This is a genomic window from Pseudoalteromonas sp. PAR1, from assembly GCF_947311895.1.
GTDB lineage: Bacteria > Pseudomonadota > Gammaproteobacteria > Enterobacterales > Alteromonadaceae > Pseudoalteromonas > Pseudoalteromonas lipolytica_C.
Map to the genome: position 1 here is coordinate 1 of NZ_CAMZMY010000010.1, position 17,263 is coordinate 17,263.

The 17,263-nt window shown below is 40.0% G+C and carries 18 protein-coding genes; 11 read left to right on the plus strand and 7 right to left on the minus strand.

Annotation, left to right across the window (positions count from 1 at the left end; translation table 11 throughout):
- Positions 1–123: 123 nt before the first annotated feature.
- Both QL229_RS09910 and QL229_RS09915 read left to right on the plus strand, forming a co-directional pair.
- Positions 124–522 (plus strand): hypothetical protein, encoded by a 399-nt coding sequence (locus tag QL229_RS09910; RefSeq protein WP_135924402.1) that lies wholly within the window; start codon positions 124–126, stop codon positions 520–522.
- 72 nt (positions 523–594) lie between these two features.
- Positions 595–1,212, plus strand: coding sequence for an FKBP-type peptidyl-prolyl cis-trans isomerase (locus QL229_RS09915; protein ID WP_135924403.1), 618 nt, complete (start codon positions 595–597; stop codon positions 1,210–1,212).
- Positions 1,213–1,279: 67 nt separating this feature from the next.
- On the opposite strand, the gene fur is transcribed toward QL229_RS09915, so the two are convergent.
- The 5 genes from fur to QL229_RS09940 form a co-directional block, all read right to left on the minus strand.
- Complete coding sequence (gene fur / locus QL229_RS09920) at positions 1,280–1,723, minus strand: ferric iron uptake transcriptional regulator (RefSeq protein WP_135924404.1); 444 nt, start codon at positions 1,721–1,723, stop codon at positions 1,280–1,282.
- Between the two features lie 189 nt (positions 1,724–1,912).
- Positions 1,913–2,440, minus strand: a complete 528-nt coding sequence (gene fldA / locus QL229_RS09925; RefSeq protein WP_135924405.1) for a flavodoxin FldA — start codon at positions 2,438–2,440, stop codon at positions 1,913–1,915.
- Between the two features lie 14 nt (positions 2,441–2,454).
- Positions 2,455–2,733: a LexA regulated protein gene (gene ybfE / locus QL229_RS09930; protein ID WP_004586673.1), complete on the minus strand. Its 279-nt coding sequence runs from the start codon at positions 2,731–2,733 to the stop codon at positions 2,455–2,457.
- Between the two features lie 2 nt (positions 2,734–2,735).
- Positions 2,736–2,957, minus strand: a complete 222-nt coding sequence (locus tag QL229_RS09935) for a DUF2788 domain-containing protein (RefSeq protein WP_062569139.1) — start codon at positions 2,955–2,957, stop codon at positions 2,736–2,738.
- A gap of 98 nt (positions 2,958–3,055) precedes the next feature.
- Entirely contained in the window at positions 3,056–3,820 is a 765-nt protein-coding gene (locus QL229_RS09940) for an alpha/beta fold hydrolase (protein ID WP_138556901.1), read from the minus strand.
- 131 nt (positions 3,821–3,951) lie between these two features.
- Here QL229_RS09940 and seqA point away from each other — a divergent pair, with 131 nt between their 5' ends.
- From seqA to QL229_RS09970, 6 genes are all read left to right on the plus strand, one after another.
- Positions 3,952–4,554, plus strand: coding sequence for a replication initiation negative regulator SeqA (gene seqA / locus QL229_RS09945; protein WP_138556903.1), 603 nt, complete (start codon positions 3,952–3,954; stop codon positions 4,552–4,554).
- Positions 4,555–4,570: 16 nt separating this feature from the next.
- A complete protein-coding gene (gene pgm, locus QL229_RS09950) occupies positions 4,571–6,208 on the plus strand; it encodes a phosphoglucomutase (alpha-D-glucose-1,6-bisphosphate-dependent) (RefSeq protein WP_138556904.1) in 1,638 nt (545 codons plus the stop codon).
- A gap of 79 nt (positions 6,209–6,287) precedes the next feature.
- Positions 6,288–7,343 (plus strand): succinylglutamate desuccinylase, encoded by a 1,056-nt coding sequence (astE, locus tag QL229_RS09955; RefSeq protein WP_281546823.1) that lies wholly within the window; start codon positions 6,288–6,290, stop codon positions 7,341–7,343.
- A 270-nt stretch (positions 7,344–7,613) separates the two neighbouring features.
- On the plus strand, positions 7,614–8,828 hold the full coding sequence (locus QL229_RS09960; RefSeq protein WP_135924410.1) for a thiamine pyrophosphate-dependent dehydrogenase E1 component subunit alpha: 1,215 nt from the start codon (positions 7,614–7,616) through the stop codon (positions 8,826–8,828).
- Positions 8,828–9,805 (plus strand): alpha-ketoacid dehydrogenase subunit beta, encoded by a 978-nt coding sequence (locus QL229_RS09965; RefSeq protein WP_135924411.1) that lies wholly within the window; start codon positions 8,828–8,830, stop codon positions 9,803–9,805. The genes QL229_RS09960 and QL229_RS09965 overlap by 1 nt, the downstream gene beginning before the upstream one ends.
- Positions 9,806–9,813: 8 nt before the next feature.
- Positions 9,814–11,385, plus strand: a complete 1,572-nt coding sequence (locus QL229_RS09970; protein ID WP_281546824.1) for a dihydrolipoyllysine-residue acetyltransferase — start codon at positions 9,814–9,816, stop codon at positions 11,383–11,385.
- Positions 11,386–11,442: 57 nt separating this feature from the next.
- On the opposite strand, the gene QL229_RS09975 is transcribed toward QL229_RS09970, so the two are convergent.
- Complete coding sequence (locus QL229_RS09975) at positions 11,443–12,618, minus strand: putative manganese transporter (protein WP_138556909.1); 1,176 nt, start codon at positions 12,616–12,618, stop codon at positions 11,443–11,445.
- A 71-nt stretch (positions 12,619–12,689) separates the two neighbouring features.
- The gene (locus QL229_RS09980; protein ID WP_135924414.1) at positions 12,690–14,315 is read right to left on the minus strand and encodes a M28 family metallopeptidase; all 1,626 of its coding nucleotides are present in this window, start codon (positions 14,313–14,315) and stop codon (positions 12,690–12,692) included.
- 111 nt (positions 14,316–14,426) lie between these two features.
- On the opposite strand from QL229_RS09980, the gene QL229_RS09985 reads away from it, so the two are divergent.
- Genes QL229_RS09985 through QL229_RS09995 form a run of 3 tightly spaced genes read left to right on the plus strand, consistent with a single transcriptional unit; the run spans position 14,427 to position 17,225 of the window.
- Positions 14,427–15,239, plus strand: a complete 813-nt coding sequence (locus QL229_RS09985; RefSeq protein WP_138556910.1) for a DUF3025 domain-containing protein — start codon at positions 14,427–14,429, stop codon at positions 15,237–15,239.
- On the plus strand, positions 15,236–16,024 hold the full coding sequence (locus QL229_RS09990) for an ATP-binding cassette domain-containing protein (RefSeq protein WP_135924416.1): 789 nt from the start codon (positions 15,236–15,238) through the stop codon (positions 16,022–16,024). The genes QL229_RS09985 and QL229_RS09990 overlap by 4 nt, the downstream gene beginning before the upstream one ends.
- Entirely contained in the window at positions 16,017–17,225 is a 1,209-nt protein-coding gene (locus QL229_RS09995) for an ABC transporter permease (RefSeq protein ID WP_138556911.1), read from the plus strand. The genes QL229_RS09990 and QL229_RS09995 overlap by 8 nt, the downstream gene beginning before the upstream one ends.
- Positions 17,226–17,263 lie beyond the last annotated feature (38 nt).

Genomic DNA, 17,263 nt, shown 5'->3' on the forward strand with positions numbered 1-17,263 from the left:
GAATGCACCGGTCTTGAAAACCGGCAGGGGTTTGTAGCCCCTCTAGGGTTCAAATCCCTATCTCTCCACCATTATTTAAAAAAACCGCCTACAGGGCGGTTTTTTGCTATCTGGAGATAAATAATGTCAGCAAGCACACCTTCTACACCTATAAGAATGATAAAGCATGTTTTACTTTGGTGTATCTTCTCTTATTTTTATCATAGTGGCATTAATGTACTTGTTGCTATGGCTCATGATGCACAACCAGATTACGGGTTGTTATCCTCAATTGCGTATGGCATTGGTTTCAATGTACTCGTAGGTCATTTAATTGGTAAGTACGATAAACATTGGCCTGTTATTGCGGCAATATTTATCGCTGTAGTTGGGCTTGTTGTAGTGCCTTTAATATTAATGGGGCAGGCGAGTTTAAAAGATACATATTTTATTTTGGCTATGGTGATAAGTTTACCGGTTGCAACATTAGTCATTGAGAAAATAAAGCAACGAATTAGTTTAAACACTGAGCAAACGCAATAAACTAAGCGATATTCGTTGTTTTTTTATGTTAGTATGGGCACGTCTTTTAACTAAATAAACGTGAATTTAAACATGTCAGATAATTTTACAACAGACGCTGAAAAAGCAAGTTACGGTATTGGTTTACAAATGGGTGAGCAATTAAAAGCAAACCCTTTTGAAGGTTTAAACTTAAACTCTGTATTTGAAGGTATGAAAGACGCATACACTGGTAACGATTTCCAAGTTGAAATCCCAGCAATTCAAGCTGCCTTTGAAAAGATCAATGCTGAAATCCAAGCTCGCCGCGAAGAAGAAGCTAAAGTACTTGCTGCTGAAGGTATTGCCTTCTTAGAAGAAAATGCAAAACGTCCTGAAGTAACAGTAACTGAGTCAGGTCTTCAATACGAAGTACTTACTGAAGGCAATGGTGAGAAACCAACTGTAGATTCAACAATTCGTGCGCATTACCATGGTACACTTATCAATGGTACGGTATTTGATAGCTCTTATGAGCGTGGTCAACCAGCCGAATTCCCAGTGGGTGGCGTTATCAAAGGTTGGACTGAAGCAGTACAAATGATGGGTACTGGTTCAAAATGGCGTTTATACGTACCGCATGAGCTTGCTTATGGTGAGCGTGGTGCTGGTGCTGCAATCGCACCTTTCTCAACACTAATCTTTGATGTTGAGCTATTAGAAATCATCTAATTGATTTTAATAGGTATAAAAAAACCTGCTCTAAGCAGGTTTTTTTATGTCTGAAATAAACAGCTAACTAGCTATTTGACTCAGCGTATTCTTTACACTTAACTTTGTCCTCACACTCACCATAAAGGTAAAGAGAGTGGTTAGTTAATTTAATGCCATTTTCTGTAGCAATCTCTTCTTGACGACGTTCGATTAAATCATCTTCAAATTCAACAACCTTGCCGCATTTAAGACAAACGAGGTGGTCATGGTGAGTGCTACCTGATAATTCAAATACTGACTTGCCGCCTTCGAAGTGGTGGCGAGATACAATACCTGCATCATCAAATTGGTTAAGTACACGGTAGACAGTTGCAAGACCAATCTCTTCGCCTTTGTCTAATAGAATTTTATAGACATCTTCAGCGCTGATGTGTTGATTGTCTGGAGATTGTAGAATCTCTAAAATTTTAATACGCGGCAAAGTTACTTTTAACCCTGCTTTTTTTAGTTCCAAGTTGTGATCAGTCATTCAATCTGTCTCAATTTATTTAGTTATACTAGGCATCATTAAGATGCACACGACACATTAGCAACTGTTAGAATAACGTGCCTAGTTACTAAGTGCAAAGAACAATTCGTTTGATTGCTGTTTTTTTAGACGAAAACGAACTGGTTGTGCATCTTTACATCAGCTAGTAAATGCGAGTAGTACTTGTTATTAATCAGCAAGTTCCGCTAAACACATCTCTTCATAAACTTGAGCGCACCAGTCTTTTACACGTTGCTCTGTCAGTTCAGGTTGACGATCTTCGTCAATCCCTAAGCCAACAAACGTTTTGTCATCAATTAATGCTTTTGATGCTTCGAAGTCATAGCCATCAGTTGACCAGTGACCTACTACAATCGCGCCACGCTCAGTAACGATGTCATTGATCATACCCATTGCATCTAAAAAGTATTCAGCATAGTCTTCTTGGTCACCACAACCGAAAATTGCAACCAGTTTACCTTCGAAGTCTACTTCTTCTAATTCAGGGAAAAAATCATCCCAGTCACATTGCGCTTCACCGTAGTACCAAGTTGGAATACCGAATAACAATAAATCGAATTCAGCAATCTCTTCTTTAGAACTTTTTGCAATGTCATGAACCGCGACTAGCTTTTTACCTAATTCTTTTTGAATCATTTTAGCTACGTGTTCAGTATTACCTGTGTCGCTTCCGAAAAAAATACCTACGCTTGACATGGATTTAAAACCTTCTATCTATCAATAGCCAATCTTTCTTGTAAAATTGTTTCAATCAACGCGCTACGGCTAATATTCTGCGCATCTGCCATATCGCTTAATGCCTGATATAACTGTGATGAAACCTTAAATTCTACACGCTTTAAACCACGTGCTTTATCTCGCTTTATTTGATTACGTTTATTTACTTTTAATTGCATGTCGCGAGGTAGGGGATTTGTTTTAGGTCTACCTGGACGTTTCTCGTATTCAAATAAATCGGGTGTTGTTCTATCTGTTTCTGATTTTGCCATATCTAGCCCACACCTGCGCCTTGCCAAAAGACTTGAATAAGACCTTTAGCTATAAACCCAGAACAGCCTAAGAATAGCACTAACCAAACGATGTATCGGCCAAATTTTGGTACATCACCTTTTTTAAGGACGTCTTGAATTGCCATTCCAATAAAAAAGAAAATGCCGGCTAAGCCAAAATACAACCCTAAGGTATCAAATTCGTTAATTAACTGACTGACCATCAACGTATAAACCTTCAAAATAAACGGCGCGTACTATACCACACAAATTCATAATAATTTAGTGCGCACGATCAAAAACAGCGAAATTTATCTGTCTTTTATGTGGCTAAAAAATCGCTAATTGCTTTATTTACGGCAAGCGGTTTTTGTGCGTGTAACCAATGACCAGCGCCATGAATTATTTTTGCTTTAGCATTAGGAAATAACGCCATAATTGCAGGGCGGTGCTCAGCTAAGATGTAGTCTGAATCATTACCTTTGATGAATAAAGTATCACATAAACAAGAATCATTTTCATCAACTTGAGCTAAAATATTTTCATATTGCTGATATATAACCGCTAAATTAAAGCGCCATTGGTAGTGGCCTTGATCGTTCTTAGCAAAGCTCTTTAATAAAAACTGGCGTACACCGACTTCATCTATGTGCTTTGCAAGGACTTCATCAGCGGCTTTCCTGTCAACAACATTCGACTCGGCTACCTCATTCAGGCCTGCAAAAATAGCACTATGACGAGGGTTATTAGCAACAGGAGAGATATCTAACACCACTAGTTTATTGATTAGCGCTGGGTGATTAAGGGCTAATTGCATAGCAACTTTACCGCCCATTGAATGACCAATGATGTGAGCTATATTAATGTTCAAGTGTTCAAGTAACTCACTGACATCTTGAGCCATAGCATGGTAATTCATGGTATCGCTGTGGAATGATTTACCATGATTTCGTAAATCGATATTCGTTACGCGGTAATTTTCAGCTAAGGCTTTTGCGATTACATTGAGGTTTTCTAGCGAGCCAAACAAACCATGGATCAACACAACGTCTGAACCTTGACCCATTTGTTGGTAGTTTAATAGCATTTTCAACTCCTAATTTTAATGGCAGTATTTTGCCTAGCGAAATAACAAATTGCAAAACATAGAGAATTACTGCGAGCTTAGGTATAATCAATGAGAACTTTTAAAATGTGACCCGTAAAGACAGGAATAACATGAAAAAAATCGACATAGACGACGAGTTATATCAATACATTGCAAGCAACACGCAAAGTATTGGTGAAAGTGCATCAACCATTTTGCGTCGTTTATTAAACCTCTCTGATGGCGCCAATGCCCCAGTTGAAACAACTACTAAAACTGAACAAGAAACCCCAGTTGTTGAAGTACAAGAACAAGCAGAAAAAGAAACAAGCCCTGAACCAAGCGACGAAAATGTTGAAGAGGCTGCACAAACTGTCACAACAGCGCAACAAGTCAAAGGTAATGTGTTTAATGTGTTAAACAAAGAAGAACTGGCAATGCAAAAAGGTGTTGTTGGTCGTTTCTTATTTATCTTGGCAGCGCTTTACAGAACACACAAAGCAGATTTTGCGAATGTTCTAGAAATTAAAGGCCGTGACCGCGTCTATTTTGCAACGAGTAAAGAGGCGTTGCTTGAAAGTGGCAGTAGTATGAATCCAAAAAATATCACCGATACAGAGTATTGGGTGATGACTAACTCAAATACAACCAGAAAAAAAATGATGCTTCATGAAGTGGCCTTAAGCCTAGGCTATAGTGCGGACGAAGCAGAAAAAATTCGTGATTACTTATAATAGGTAAGGAAATAATATGGCGATTCATCCAGAGGCAGGGAAACCTGCGCCACAACAGAGCTTAGTAAATGTTCCAAAACTAATCTCTGCTTATTACTTAAATGAACCTGATCTTGAACAAAACCCAGAGCATTGCGTTGCTTTTGGTACGTCTGGTCACCGCGGTTGTTCATTCGATGTAAAGTTTAATGAATCGCATATATTAGCGATCACTCAAGCAATTTGTGATTATCGTAAAGAAAATAACATTTTTGGACCTCTGTTTCTTGGCAAAGATACGCATGCTTTAAGTGAAGCTGCTTTTAATTCAGCAATTGAAGTGTTGGTTGCGAATGAAGTGCAAGTTATTACTCAAGAGAATGACGACTATACGCCAACCCCAGTGATCAGCCACGCAGTTGTTTGTCATAATAAAGAAAATCCAAATGAATTGGCCGATGGTATCGTTGTAACTCCGTCACACAACCCGCCTGAAGATGGTGGTTTTAAATATAATCCACCGAATGGCGGACCTGCTGATACTGACGTTACTAAATGGATCGAAGATAGAGCAAATCAATTACTGCTTGAAGATTTAGTTGCTGTAGAGTTATTTCCGTTTGCTAAAGCATCACGTTCTGGCTTTATCAAATACCAAGATTTAATAACACCTTATGTCGATGACTTAGCAAACATCGTTAATTTAAAAGCTATTAGCGATGCAAAAATCAAAATTGGTGTGGATCCACTCGGTGGCTCTGGTATCAACTTTTGGCCAGTGATTGCCGAAAAATATAATTTAGACTTAACAGTCGTAAATAAGTCTGTTGATCCAACATTCTCGTTCATGCCTTTGGATAAAGACGGTAAAATCCGTATGGACTGCTCATCTCCTTATGCAATGACTAATCTTATTGCTCTAAAAGATGACTACGATATTGGTATCGGTAACGACCCTGATTATGACCGTCATGGTATTGTTACACCTGACGGCTTAATGAACCCAAATCACTTTTTAGCGGTTGCAATTGACTACTTACTAAATAACCGTGAATGGTCAAAAGATGTTGCAATTGGTAAAACGCTCGTATCTAGCGGCATGATTGATAAAGTGGTTGCACGTAATAACCGTGAAGTAAAAGAAGTACCAGTAGGCTTTAAATGGTTTGTTGAAGGCTTGAGCAAGGGGACACTTGCTTTTGGTGGTGAAGAAAGTGCAGGGGCGTCATTCTTGCGTTTCGATGGTACGGTGTGGAACACCGATAAAGACGGTTTTATCTTGGGTTTACTAGCTGCTGAGATATTAGCAGTAACGGGTAAAACACCTTCACAGCTATATAAAGAACTTGAGCAAGAGTTTGGTGCACCTATCTATAAACGTATTGATGCCTCAGCTAATGCACAGCAAAAAGCGCGTCTAAAAGCGTTATCAGCAGATGATGTAACTGCCAGTACCTTAGCGGGTGATGATATTACACAAAAACTAACTCATGCACCTGGCAATAATGCTGCTATTGGTGGTTTAAAGGTTGTTACCGAAAATGGTTGGTTTGCAGCTCGTCCATCAGGCACAGAAGATATCTATAAAATTTACCTAGAATCATTCAAAGGTGAAGAGCATCTAGCATTACTAGAAAAAGAAGCGAAAAAACTGGTTGATTCAGTAATTAGCTAATTTCATTTTTATCTTTTAAAACGGCTGAGATTCTCAGCCGTTTTTGTATTCTACTCTCACGTATTTTTAGGATAGGACAATGAGCTATTCAATTCCTTCATATCTTGACGAATTAAAAAGCAATGGCGACTTTTTAACCTTAACCCGTAACAATGAATTTTCACTTGAGCCTTGTGCATTCACCCTTGAAAATGGCACTGATGTGACAGTTCATGATACGGGCATCATTGAATTTCAACCAAATCAGCAAACAAACAAAGATATTGTTCTTTCAAGTGCGATACATGGTAACGAAACGGCGCCAATTGAAATTTGTGACCAATTAATTAGAGCAATTATTAAAGAAGAACTACCGCTTAAGCAGCGTGTACTGTTTATTTTTGGTAATCCAAAGTCGATTAATATCGGTAAGCGCTTTGTAGATGAAAACCTAAACCGCCTGTTTAACGGTCACCATACCGTAGAAGGTATTGCTTCAAACCCTGAGCGAGTTCGTGCAAAGCAGCTTGAGGATGTTGTTTCTGATTTTTTCCAAAGAGGCAACCACAACAGTGAGCGTTTTCATTATGACCTTCATACTGCAATTCGTGGCTCTAAAAATGAAAAGTTTGCTGTTTACCCATTCTTACATGGAAAACCGTGGAAAAAATCACAGCTGCAATTTTTACTCAGCTGTGGTGTAAACACAGTATTAATGATGAAATCAGCGGCAACAACGTTTAGTTACTACTCGTCGTTTGTACATGGTGCTGATTCATTTACGGTAGAGCTTGGTCAAGTTAAGCCATTTGGTGAAAATGACATGAGCCGCTTCGAGAAAACCAAACAAACTTTAACTGCATTAATTAGTCAAGAAAAGGTAGATTATAAAGAATTTAATGCAGATGATTTTGAGTTGTTTTCAGTTTATAGAACAATAAACCGTACGTGTGAAGACTTTAGCTTCCCATTTGCTGATGATGTAGAAAACTTCACCGGTTTCGCAAAGGGTGAATTATTGGCAATTGATGGTCAGACCAGATATGAAGCGGAGGTAGAGGGTGAAGCTATTATCTTCCCAAACGCTGATGTAGCCTTAGGTCAGCGTGCTTTGCTTACCGTTATCCCAATGCAAGTTGATAGCAACTTTATTTAAAATCTCTGCATTAACACCCATCTATATTAAGTTAACTATATGACTATAAAGAGTTTATTTTGTTGTATAGTTAACTTTCCATGCGTTTTTAGCCATTTCTCATCTATTCGTCTATGATTAGTTGAATAACAACTTACGTTAACGTAAAGTGACGGCAGTTTAATTTAATTAGATTGAATATTGCGCAAACTTTATCCTTACAGCAAATGCTGATAATAAACACAAATAAGGGCAGTGGCGTAGGTTTCTGACAACGAAAGAAGGTAGGTTATGAGTAATCCAAATAACGTATCGCTAAACATTAATCATGATCTGTCATTTATTGATGGTCACGCATTAACGATCCCTACATTAAGTATTCTTAATGAGGAAGGCGACATTCATGAAGGTGCCACCGCACCCGATATCGACAAAGCAACCGCAATCCGTTTATACGAGACAATGCGTTTTATTCGAGCACTTGATGAACGTATGCAAGCAGCACAGCGTCAGGGTCGTGTAAGCTTTTACATGCAATGTTTAGGTGAAGAAGCGGCTGTAACCGCATCGGCAGCAGCGCTTGACCAAAACGATATGATCATGGCCCAATACCGTGAACAAGCCGCTTTGCGATACCGAGGTTTTACACTTGACCAATTCATGAACCAAATGTTTTCAAACGAAAAAGATTTGGGTAAAGGTCGCCAAATGCCAATTCACTATGGCTCACGCGAACTTAACTACATGACAATTTCATCACCACTTGGTACGCAAATTCCGCAAGCAACAGGTTATGCGTATGGTCAAAAAGTTCGCCATATTGACCCACAAACAGGTGAGTTAAACAGCACAATTGATAACATCACCATTTGTTATTTTGGTGAGGGTGCAGCCTCAGAAGGTGATTTTCATGCGGGCTTGAATATGGCTGCTGTTCACCAAGCGCCAGTTATCTTTTTTGCTCGCAATAATGGCTATGCGATTTCAACCCCTGCTGATGAGCAATTTAAAGGGGATGGTATTGCTTCTCGTGGTGTCGGTTATGGTATTAAAACAATCCGTGTTGACGGTGCTGATGCCCTTGCAGTTTATGCTGCAACTAAAAAAGCACGTGAAATTGCCACTAAACATGGTGAGCCAGTTTTGATTGAATCAATCGCTTATCGTTTAGGCGCTCACTCAACCAGTGATGACCCAAGCGGCTACCGCAGCAAAGACGAAGAAGCTAAACACAAAGGCTGTCCAATCGAACGTTTCCGTAACTGGTTACTAAAACAAGGTTGGTTAGACGAAGCGCAAGACGCAAAAGATAAAGAAACAATTCGTGAAGAAATTTTAGCAGCGCTTAAGCGTGCTGAAAAAGTAGCAAAACCAGCATTAGAAGATCTTATTTCTGATGTTTATGATAAGCCAATCCCATCACTGCAAAAACAATACGAACAATTAAAAGAGCACATTTTGCAGCACCCTGATGCTTATCCAACAACTGCTGGGAGATTAAAGTAATGGCTAAAATGAACATGCTTCATGCAATTAACTCTGCCCTTGATATCACCATGGCAGAGCATCCAAATGCATGTATTTTTGGTGAAGACGTTGGTTATTTTGGTGGTGTATTCCGTGCAACATCGGGGTTACAAGAAAAATATGGTAAGCACCGTGTGTTTAATACACCGTTAACTGAGCAAGGTATTTTAGGTTTTGCTAATGGTTTAGCGGCGTTTGGTGCACCTGCTTTAGCTGAAATTCAATTTGCTGATTATATTTTCCCTGCATTTGACCAAATCGTGAATGAATCAGCTAAATTCCGTTACCGCAGTGGTAATGAATTTAATGTAGGCAATCTAACAATTCGTACTCCCTATGGTGGTGGTATCGCAGGTGGTTTATATCACTCACAATCACCAGAAGCCTATTTTGCTCATACACCGGGTTTGAAGTTAGTTGTGCCACGTAATCCTTATCAAGCAAAAGGCTTACTTCGTGCATCAATTAAAGATGATAACCCTGTTATTTTCTTTGAGCCAAAACGTTTATACCGTGCATCAACGGGCGAAGTACCAGAAGAAGATTACAGCATCGAACTTGGCAAAGCTGAAGTTGTGCAAGAAGGCACTGATGTCACTTTGCTTGCTTGGGGCGCACAGATGGAAATCGTTGAAGATGCGGCTAAAAAAGCTGCAGAGCAAGGTATTAGTTGTGAAGTTATCGACTTACGTACTATTTTACCTTGGGATGTTGAGACAATCGCTAAATCAGTGACTAAAACAGGTCGTTTAGTCGTTAGCCACGAGGCACCAATCACGAATGGTTTTGGTGCAGAAATCGTTGCAACAATTCAACAAGAGTGTTTCTTACACCTTGAATCGCCAATTGCTCGCGTGTGTGGCTTAGATACGCCATACCCATTAGCACTTGAAAAAGAATATGTGCCGGATGCACTTAAAGTGCTTGCTGCGATTAAGCAATCAGTTGAGTTTTAGGAGTCAGTATGTCTAAAGATTTTATCTTGCCAGATATCGGCGAAGGCATCGTAGAGTGTGAAATTGTTGAATGGTTAGTTGCAGAGGGCGATGCTGTAAAAGAAGACCAGCCTATTTGTGATGTGATGACCGACAAAGCGCTTGTGCAAATTCCAGCTGTCCATGATGGTGTAATCAGCAAGCTATATTATGCAAAAGGTGATATTGCGAAAGTCCATGCGCCATTATTTGCAATGGATGTTGATGGCGAAGCACCAACACAAAGCGAAGAAGCTCAAGCTCCTGCGGCTACTGAAGCACCATCTGAGACTGGTGAGCACTTAGAAGATTTCATTTTGCCAGATATCGGTGAAGGTATCGTTGAGTGTGAAATTGTTGAGTGGTTAGTGAGTGAAGGCGATGAAATCGTTGAAGACCAAGCTGTGTGTGATGTAATGACAGACAAAGCATTGGTGCAAATTCCGGCTAAATACACAGGTAAAGTGAAAAAGCTTTATTACCAAAAAGGTGATATTGCAGCGGTTCATAGCCCATTATTTCAATTGAGCATTGCGGGCCAAAGTGCAGAACCTGATGTAAGCTCTGCGGTAGTTAAAGCACAAACAAATGCAGTGACTAAATCTGCAGAAAAGTCAGCACCTGCATCTAGCGCAACTAAACAACTTAACAAAAAAGCAGTTGCTTCACCTGCTGTTCGTCGTAAAGCCCGCGAACTAGATGTTGATTTAACGCAAGTACCAGGCTCTGGTAAAAATGGCCGGATTTATAAACAAGATATCGAAGATTTCTTAAACGAAACACCAAGCCAAGAAACACAACAACAAGCTGCGCCAAAAGCGGCAGAACCAGCGGCAACTGTAACAGCAGTGTCTGGTGGTAGTCGTGTTGAGCCAATTAAAGGCATTAAAGCCGCAATGGCTAAGCAAATGGTTGCCTCAGTTTCGACAATTCCTCACTTTACATTCTGTGATGAAATCGACCTGACTAAACTAATTGCAATGCGCAGCGAGTTAAAAGAGCAGTATAAGCAACAGGGCGTTAAGCTCACTATGATGCCGTTCTTTATCAAAGCGCTGTCATTAGCTATTAAGCAATTCCCAGTACTTAACTCACAAGTTAATGATGATTGCAGTGAGCTGACTTACTTTGATGATCATAACATCGGTATGGCGGTTGATTCTAAGATTGGTTTACTCGTGCCAAACATTAAATCATGTCAGTCAAAGAGCATTGTAGATGTTGCAAATGAGGTTACTCGTTTAACTGAAGCGGCACGTGATGGTCGTGTTTCACCAGATGATTTGAAAGGCGGCACTATTAGCATTTCTAACATCGGTGCGATTGGCGGCACAATTGCAACTCCGATCATCAATAAACCTGAAGTAGCGATTGTTGCTTTAGGTAAACTGCAGCATTTACCTCGTTTTGATGCACAAGGTAATGTAATTTCAGCTGCTATTATGCAAGTAAGTTGGTCTGGCGACCACCGCGTGATTGATGGCGGAACGATTGCCCGCTTCAACAATTTGTGGAAGTCATACTTAGAAGATCCTGCAAAAATGATGATGGCGATGAGCTAACATTAACAAGCATTAAAAAACCAGCCACGGCTGGTTTTTTATTATCTAAAGCAAAAATTATATTCCGTAAAAGTACAAGCCATAACCGAATAACAGTGCAGGTATTGTTGAATACACAGTTGCCATTAACGCTGCTTTTGGTGCTAATGCGATTGCTGGGAATAGGGCGTCGCCATCATTCGAAATTGCATTTGCTGCCATAGCACTAAATGGAATAATACCTTGAATATAGAGTGTCATTACGACAATTTGCGGCCCACAACCAGGTAATAAACCAATGGCTACAGCCACCAGCGGTGCTAAATATGCGTAGTCAGAAAACCATGCGCTCAAATTTATACCAGCCAGATTAACTAAAATTTCAAAAAGCATAAAACTGGCGACAACCCAGGCCGTAACAAAGTGGGTGTCCATTAAAACCTTTGTTAGTTTTGAAGGTGGAGTACAAGGAGCCTCTTCACTGGTTACTTGTTTATAACTGCTGCCTTTAGATGAAAGTGCCCATACAACTACAGTGAATAACGCCATAATCGAGCCAAATAGGGTGATACCTTGATTAACGCTATTACCGAATACGCTAAGGTCGGTATTGGTGGCGATAACAAAGGCAACTATCAAGCTTGGTACTAGGGTCAATTTCCAAATAGGGCGGCTAAATTTCAAAGCGCTTGGTTGGCACTGCGGCGGTTCTGTGTATTCGCTTGCCTCATCAGGTTGAAATTTATCAGCTTTATGAAATGTATTAACTAACTGACCGCTAATAACGCCCACAGCAACACCGATTAACATCATTAATATGCCATCAAGTGGGCGAGTGGCTAATAGCAAAAAAGCAGCATCCCCCATGGTTGCGGTTAAGACTGCAACAACAGAACCAAAACTAGCTTGTTTTTTGGTAAATTGGGTTACCACAATAATGGCACCCCCACAGCCAGGTAAAGCACCTAAGATTGAAGCAAAACTCACTTCTAGAATGCCTGATTTAGCACGTAAATAGCTAAGCTGTAACTGAGGAAGGCGATCAATAAGGTAGTAATAGATTAATAAGGTGGCTGCAACAAATACTGATACTTGAAAAAAAGCATCACTTAAAGCTTGAAGGGTAAATTCACGCGTTGTTGGTACTACTAATGCAACAAGCAAAAGAAGGGGTAAAAACAAGCGTTTATTATCCGTAATATAACACCTCACTTTTTTAGGAATGAAACTCGATGTTTGTGATAATGAGAGCATACAGTGCAACCTAAAAATTAATCAGGTTACACTGTAAATTAGATTTTAATGAAAATCAATCTCATTTGCATCTATTGGCGTTGGAACTCTGAAGTAGCATTCCATTTAGGCCATTCTTTACGCTCAGAGATATCAAAACCTACTTGATAGAATAACTGAAGATCCTGAACGGCACCTGATAAATCCCATTCATCACGGTAACGATCACATGGTTGATGGTAACAACCACGAAGCACTAAACTCATACGCTTACGGTAATTTGCTGTTTCTTCATCAAGGGCTTCACTACCGCCACCGGCATACATTGCTGGTACACCCATGTTTGCAAACGCAAAGTGATCAGAGCGATAGTAACCACCTGAAGACGGTTTAGGGTCGCCAGATACTGTACGGCCTTGTGCTTTTGCAGCTGTTTCTAGCAGACTATCCATTTCTGATTTGCCAATACCAACAACACTGATATCTTTCACTTTACCTAATAAGTTCAAGCTATCCATATTGATGTTTGCAACAGTTTGAGAAGCTGGGATCACAGGGTTTGCAGCATAATATTTAGAGCCAAGTAAACCTTGCTCTTCAGCCGTGACAGCTAAGAATGTCATTGAGCGGCTAGGGTGCTCAGGTAAACTTGCAAACGCTTCTGCCACTTCAATTAAACCTGCAGTACCAGTCGCATTATCGTGGGCACCATTATAGATTTGGTCGCCTTTACGGGTTTTATCTGTACCAAGGTGGTCCCAATGAGCAGAATAAATGATGTGCTCATCTGGCTTTTCACTACCCGGTAAAGTCGCGATAAAGTTGTACGAAATTGACTTTTTAATCGTATTGTTTACTTCAACGCTGGCTGTTAGGTCGCCCATATCAACATGGTAAGCACCTTTTGCAGCATTTGCTTTCATGGTGTCGAAATCTAAACCGGCTTTCGAGAACAACTCTTTAGCAACGTCTGTGGTTACCCAGCCTTCAACAGCAACACGATCCATGTTGTTGTTTTCTTTTTGGAAACCAAACTGTTCGCCGCTCCAAGAGTTTTCAACAACAGACCAAGGGTAAGAAGCTGGTGCTGTTTCGTGAATGATAATTGCACCTGCTGCACCTTGACGGCTCGCTTCTTCGTATTTGTATGTCCAACGACCATAGTAGGTCATGGCATCACCGGTGAATAAATCAGGGTTTTTAGTCGCAAAACCAGGATCGTTTACCAGCATGACAACTGTTTTGCCTTTTACGTCCAGGCCTTCGTAGTCGTTCCAGTTGTATTCAGGTGCATTGACACCATAACCAACAAACACAAGTTCTGAGTCTTTAATACTTTCTTTTGCACTTATGCGGCTACTGCCCATAACCATGTCTTTTTTGTATTGGTAATCTTTGCCACCAATAGTCAGTACCATGTTTGAATCTGCTTCAAGTGAAACAAGCGGTACTTCTTGTAAGAAACTATCACCGTTACCCGGCTCAAAACCTAATGCTTTGAATTGTTCAGTTAAATAGGCAAGGGTAAGCTCTTCACCTTTTGATGATGGTGCACGGCCGCCAAACTCATCTGATGCCAACACTTTAATATGCTCAGCTAATTGCTCTGAGTTAATGCTTTGATAGGCTTTTTCTACATCATTTGAAGTGATACTTGTTGAAGCACAGCCTGCAATGATAGCACTTGCAAGGAGTGTCACTGGAAAATAGCGTTTCATAATAGCTCTTTTTTTGTTTTATGGTGGCATTAGTATATGAGGTTCTATTAATGAGAACCAGTTTTTGCGGTAAACTAGTCACAATACATCAAGAAGTTAATATATTACGCAATGAAACGATTTACCGCACCCGAGCAGTGGTCTACACAATACTTAACAACCGGTGCTTTTGCTGATTTAGCAACACTATTTAATATAGATAAGCTATCAGATTGGCCTTCATGTCACTGGTTTAGTCAGTATCTGAATGCACAAACATCACAAGGCACCGCTATTAGTTTTGTTGAAGATGAAAAATTTGCTGACGAAACTCGCTATTACGAACAAATTATCTTTGAAACTGGGCAAGTACCAACAAGACAACAAAATTGGCACGACCTTTTTGGCGGATTTATTTGGTGTTTATTCCCAAAAACCAAAGCGCTGATCAATCATCAACATATAGAAGAAATTAAACTACAGGGTCTAAAAGATCGGAGCAAACATAGAAACGCACTGACTTTATTTGATGAATGTGGTGTCGTGCTTGCAATTACAGAACAAAGTTGGCAACAGCTGTTACGCGACCACCAATGGCAACAGGCGTTTGTTGAGCAGCGACAACAATGGGGGCAAAGTATTAGGCCATATATGTTTGGTCACGCTAATTACGAAATGCTGACTCAGCCTTATATAGGCCTAACAGGTAAGGCTTTGTTTGTTGTTGTTCCTGATGACATATTTTGTAAAGATTTAAGCGAGCAATATGCGTATCTAGATCAACGTCTTTATGAGATGATAAAAAATGATGATTGCTTGCGGGACAATAAAAATTTATCGCCGCTGCCATTGTTAGGTGTGCCGGGTTGGTGGACTGACAATGAAAATCCAGATTTTTATAGTAATACCGATTACTTTAGACCGAAACGAAGGAAACGCACATGATTGAAGTCGCAGGGCTTAAGAAAAAGTTTAAGCTAACGAAAGATCATAAAAAAAATAAAACGGACAATATAGATCCCCGTGAAGATAAAGAGTTTTTTCATTCTGTAAGAGACGTTAGCTTTCAATGTAATAAAGGCGAAGTGTTAGGGTTGTTAGGTCCAAATGGTGCTGGCAAAACGACCACTTTAAGAATGATTTCAACAGCTTTAAAACCAGATGAAGGTAGTATTACTATCTCTGGGCACGATATTGTTAAAAAGCCATTAGTTGGCCGTAAATCAATTGGATTTCTGTCTGGCAGTACTGGCTTATACGGACGTTTGACGGTTAAAGAAAACATAGAATATTTTGCCCGTTTACATGGCATGAGTAAAAAAGCGGTCGCTGCTCGTTGTGATGAGCTATTCACTTTGCTTGATATGCACAACTTTATTGATAAACGCGCCGAAAACCTTTCAACGGGTATGAAACAAAAAGCTAATATTGCTCGCGCTGTTGTTCATCACCCTGACGTGGTTATTCTTGATGAGCCAACGACTGGCTTAGACATTATGACAACGCAAACTGTTATTAACTTTATTCGTGGCCTTAAAGAGCAGGGTACACCGGTTATTTTCTCAACCCACCACTTAGATGAAGTAGCGTTACTTTGCGATCGGGTTGCGGTAATTAATCAAGGTATTAGCTGTTTTGATGGCACCTTAGATGAGTTTAAACAAACGGGTAAAAGCGAAGAGCTAAACCAAGCGTTTATGAATATTTTAACGGAGAGCCGTGATGTTTGAAGTATTTAAAAAGGAATTAAAAGAGCTGCTACGTGACCGTAAAACCTTGATATTCGTCGTTGCTCTTCCGGTTGCTATATTCCCACTGTTATTTGCTGTTATGGCATTTATTAGCTCGCAAGCAGCACTTGAGGCCGAGCAAGAAGTGCACACCTACGCAATTATTAATGGTAACTACGCGCAAGAGTTTACAGATAAGGTGTTTTACCACAAAAGCTTTACTTTATATAAAGGCGACGAAACCTTTAATAGCGTAGAAGACCTCACTAATGCGGTAAAAGCAGGCACCATCGATATGGGTATCTATTTACCGTCAGACGCAAAGCAAACACTAGATGATGCCAAGCAAAGCGAATGGCAAGTTGTATATAACGACGCTAAGGCAATAAACTTTTTGTTTGACCGTGTAAAAGAGCTTGCAAAAGAGTATGGTGATAAACTGCGCACGACAAAACTGTTAAGCTTTGGCGTATCTGAGCAGCAACAAGCTGCCATTATCGAGCCCATCAAAGTTGTAAAGGTTGATACCGCAGATAAACGTGAAAATCTGGGTGAGAAAATAGGTGGGTTTATTCCTTATCTACTTATTCCTCTGGTATTGATGGGCGCAACGTATCCGGCGATTGATCTCGGTGCTGGTGAAAAAGAGAGAGGTACACTCGAAACCCTTCTACTTACACCAATCACACGTACACAACTTGTATTAGGTAAGTTTGTAACTTTACTTGCTTCTTCAATTGCAACAACCACCATTACCGTACTCAGTATGGGGGTGTGGATATCAGTGGCTATTGCATTTGTAGATTTAGCAGTTGTTAAAAACGCATTTAGCTCTTTAACAGTATTAGATTTAGGGCTGATTTTTGTGTTGTTATTGCCTATAGCTGCAATCTTCTCATCATTAGCGCTGGCTATTTCTATTTATGCGCGAACCTTTAAAGAAGCACAAAACTACATGGCACCACTAAGCATGGGTGTCATTTTTCCAATTATGGTTGCTTTAATGCCGAATGTTGAACTGACGAGCAAAACCGCTTTTATTCCTGTTACAAATGTAGCTTTGGCAATTAAAGAAATCATTAAAGGCACAGTTGATTACACATTAGTGGGGTTAATTTTCTTAGCGACAGTCATTGTGGCAGGTGCATTACTCGCGTTTTGTGTTAAATGGTTTAATAAAGAGGATGTACTGTTCCGCTAGTCAAAATTCTGGCTAATAAAAGAGCACCGCAGCGGTGC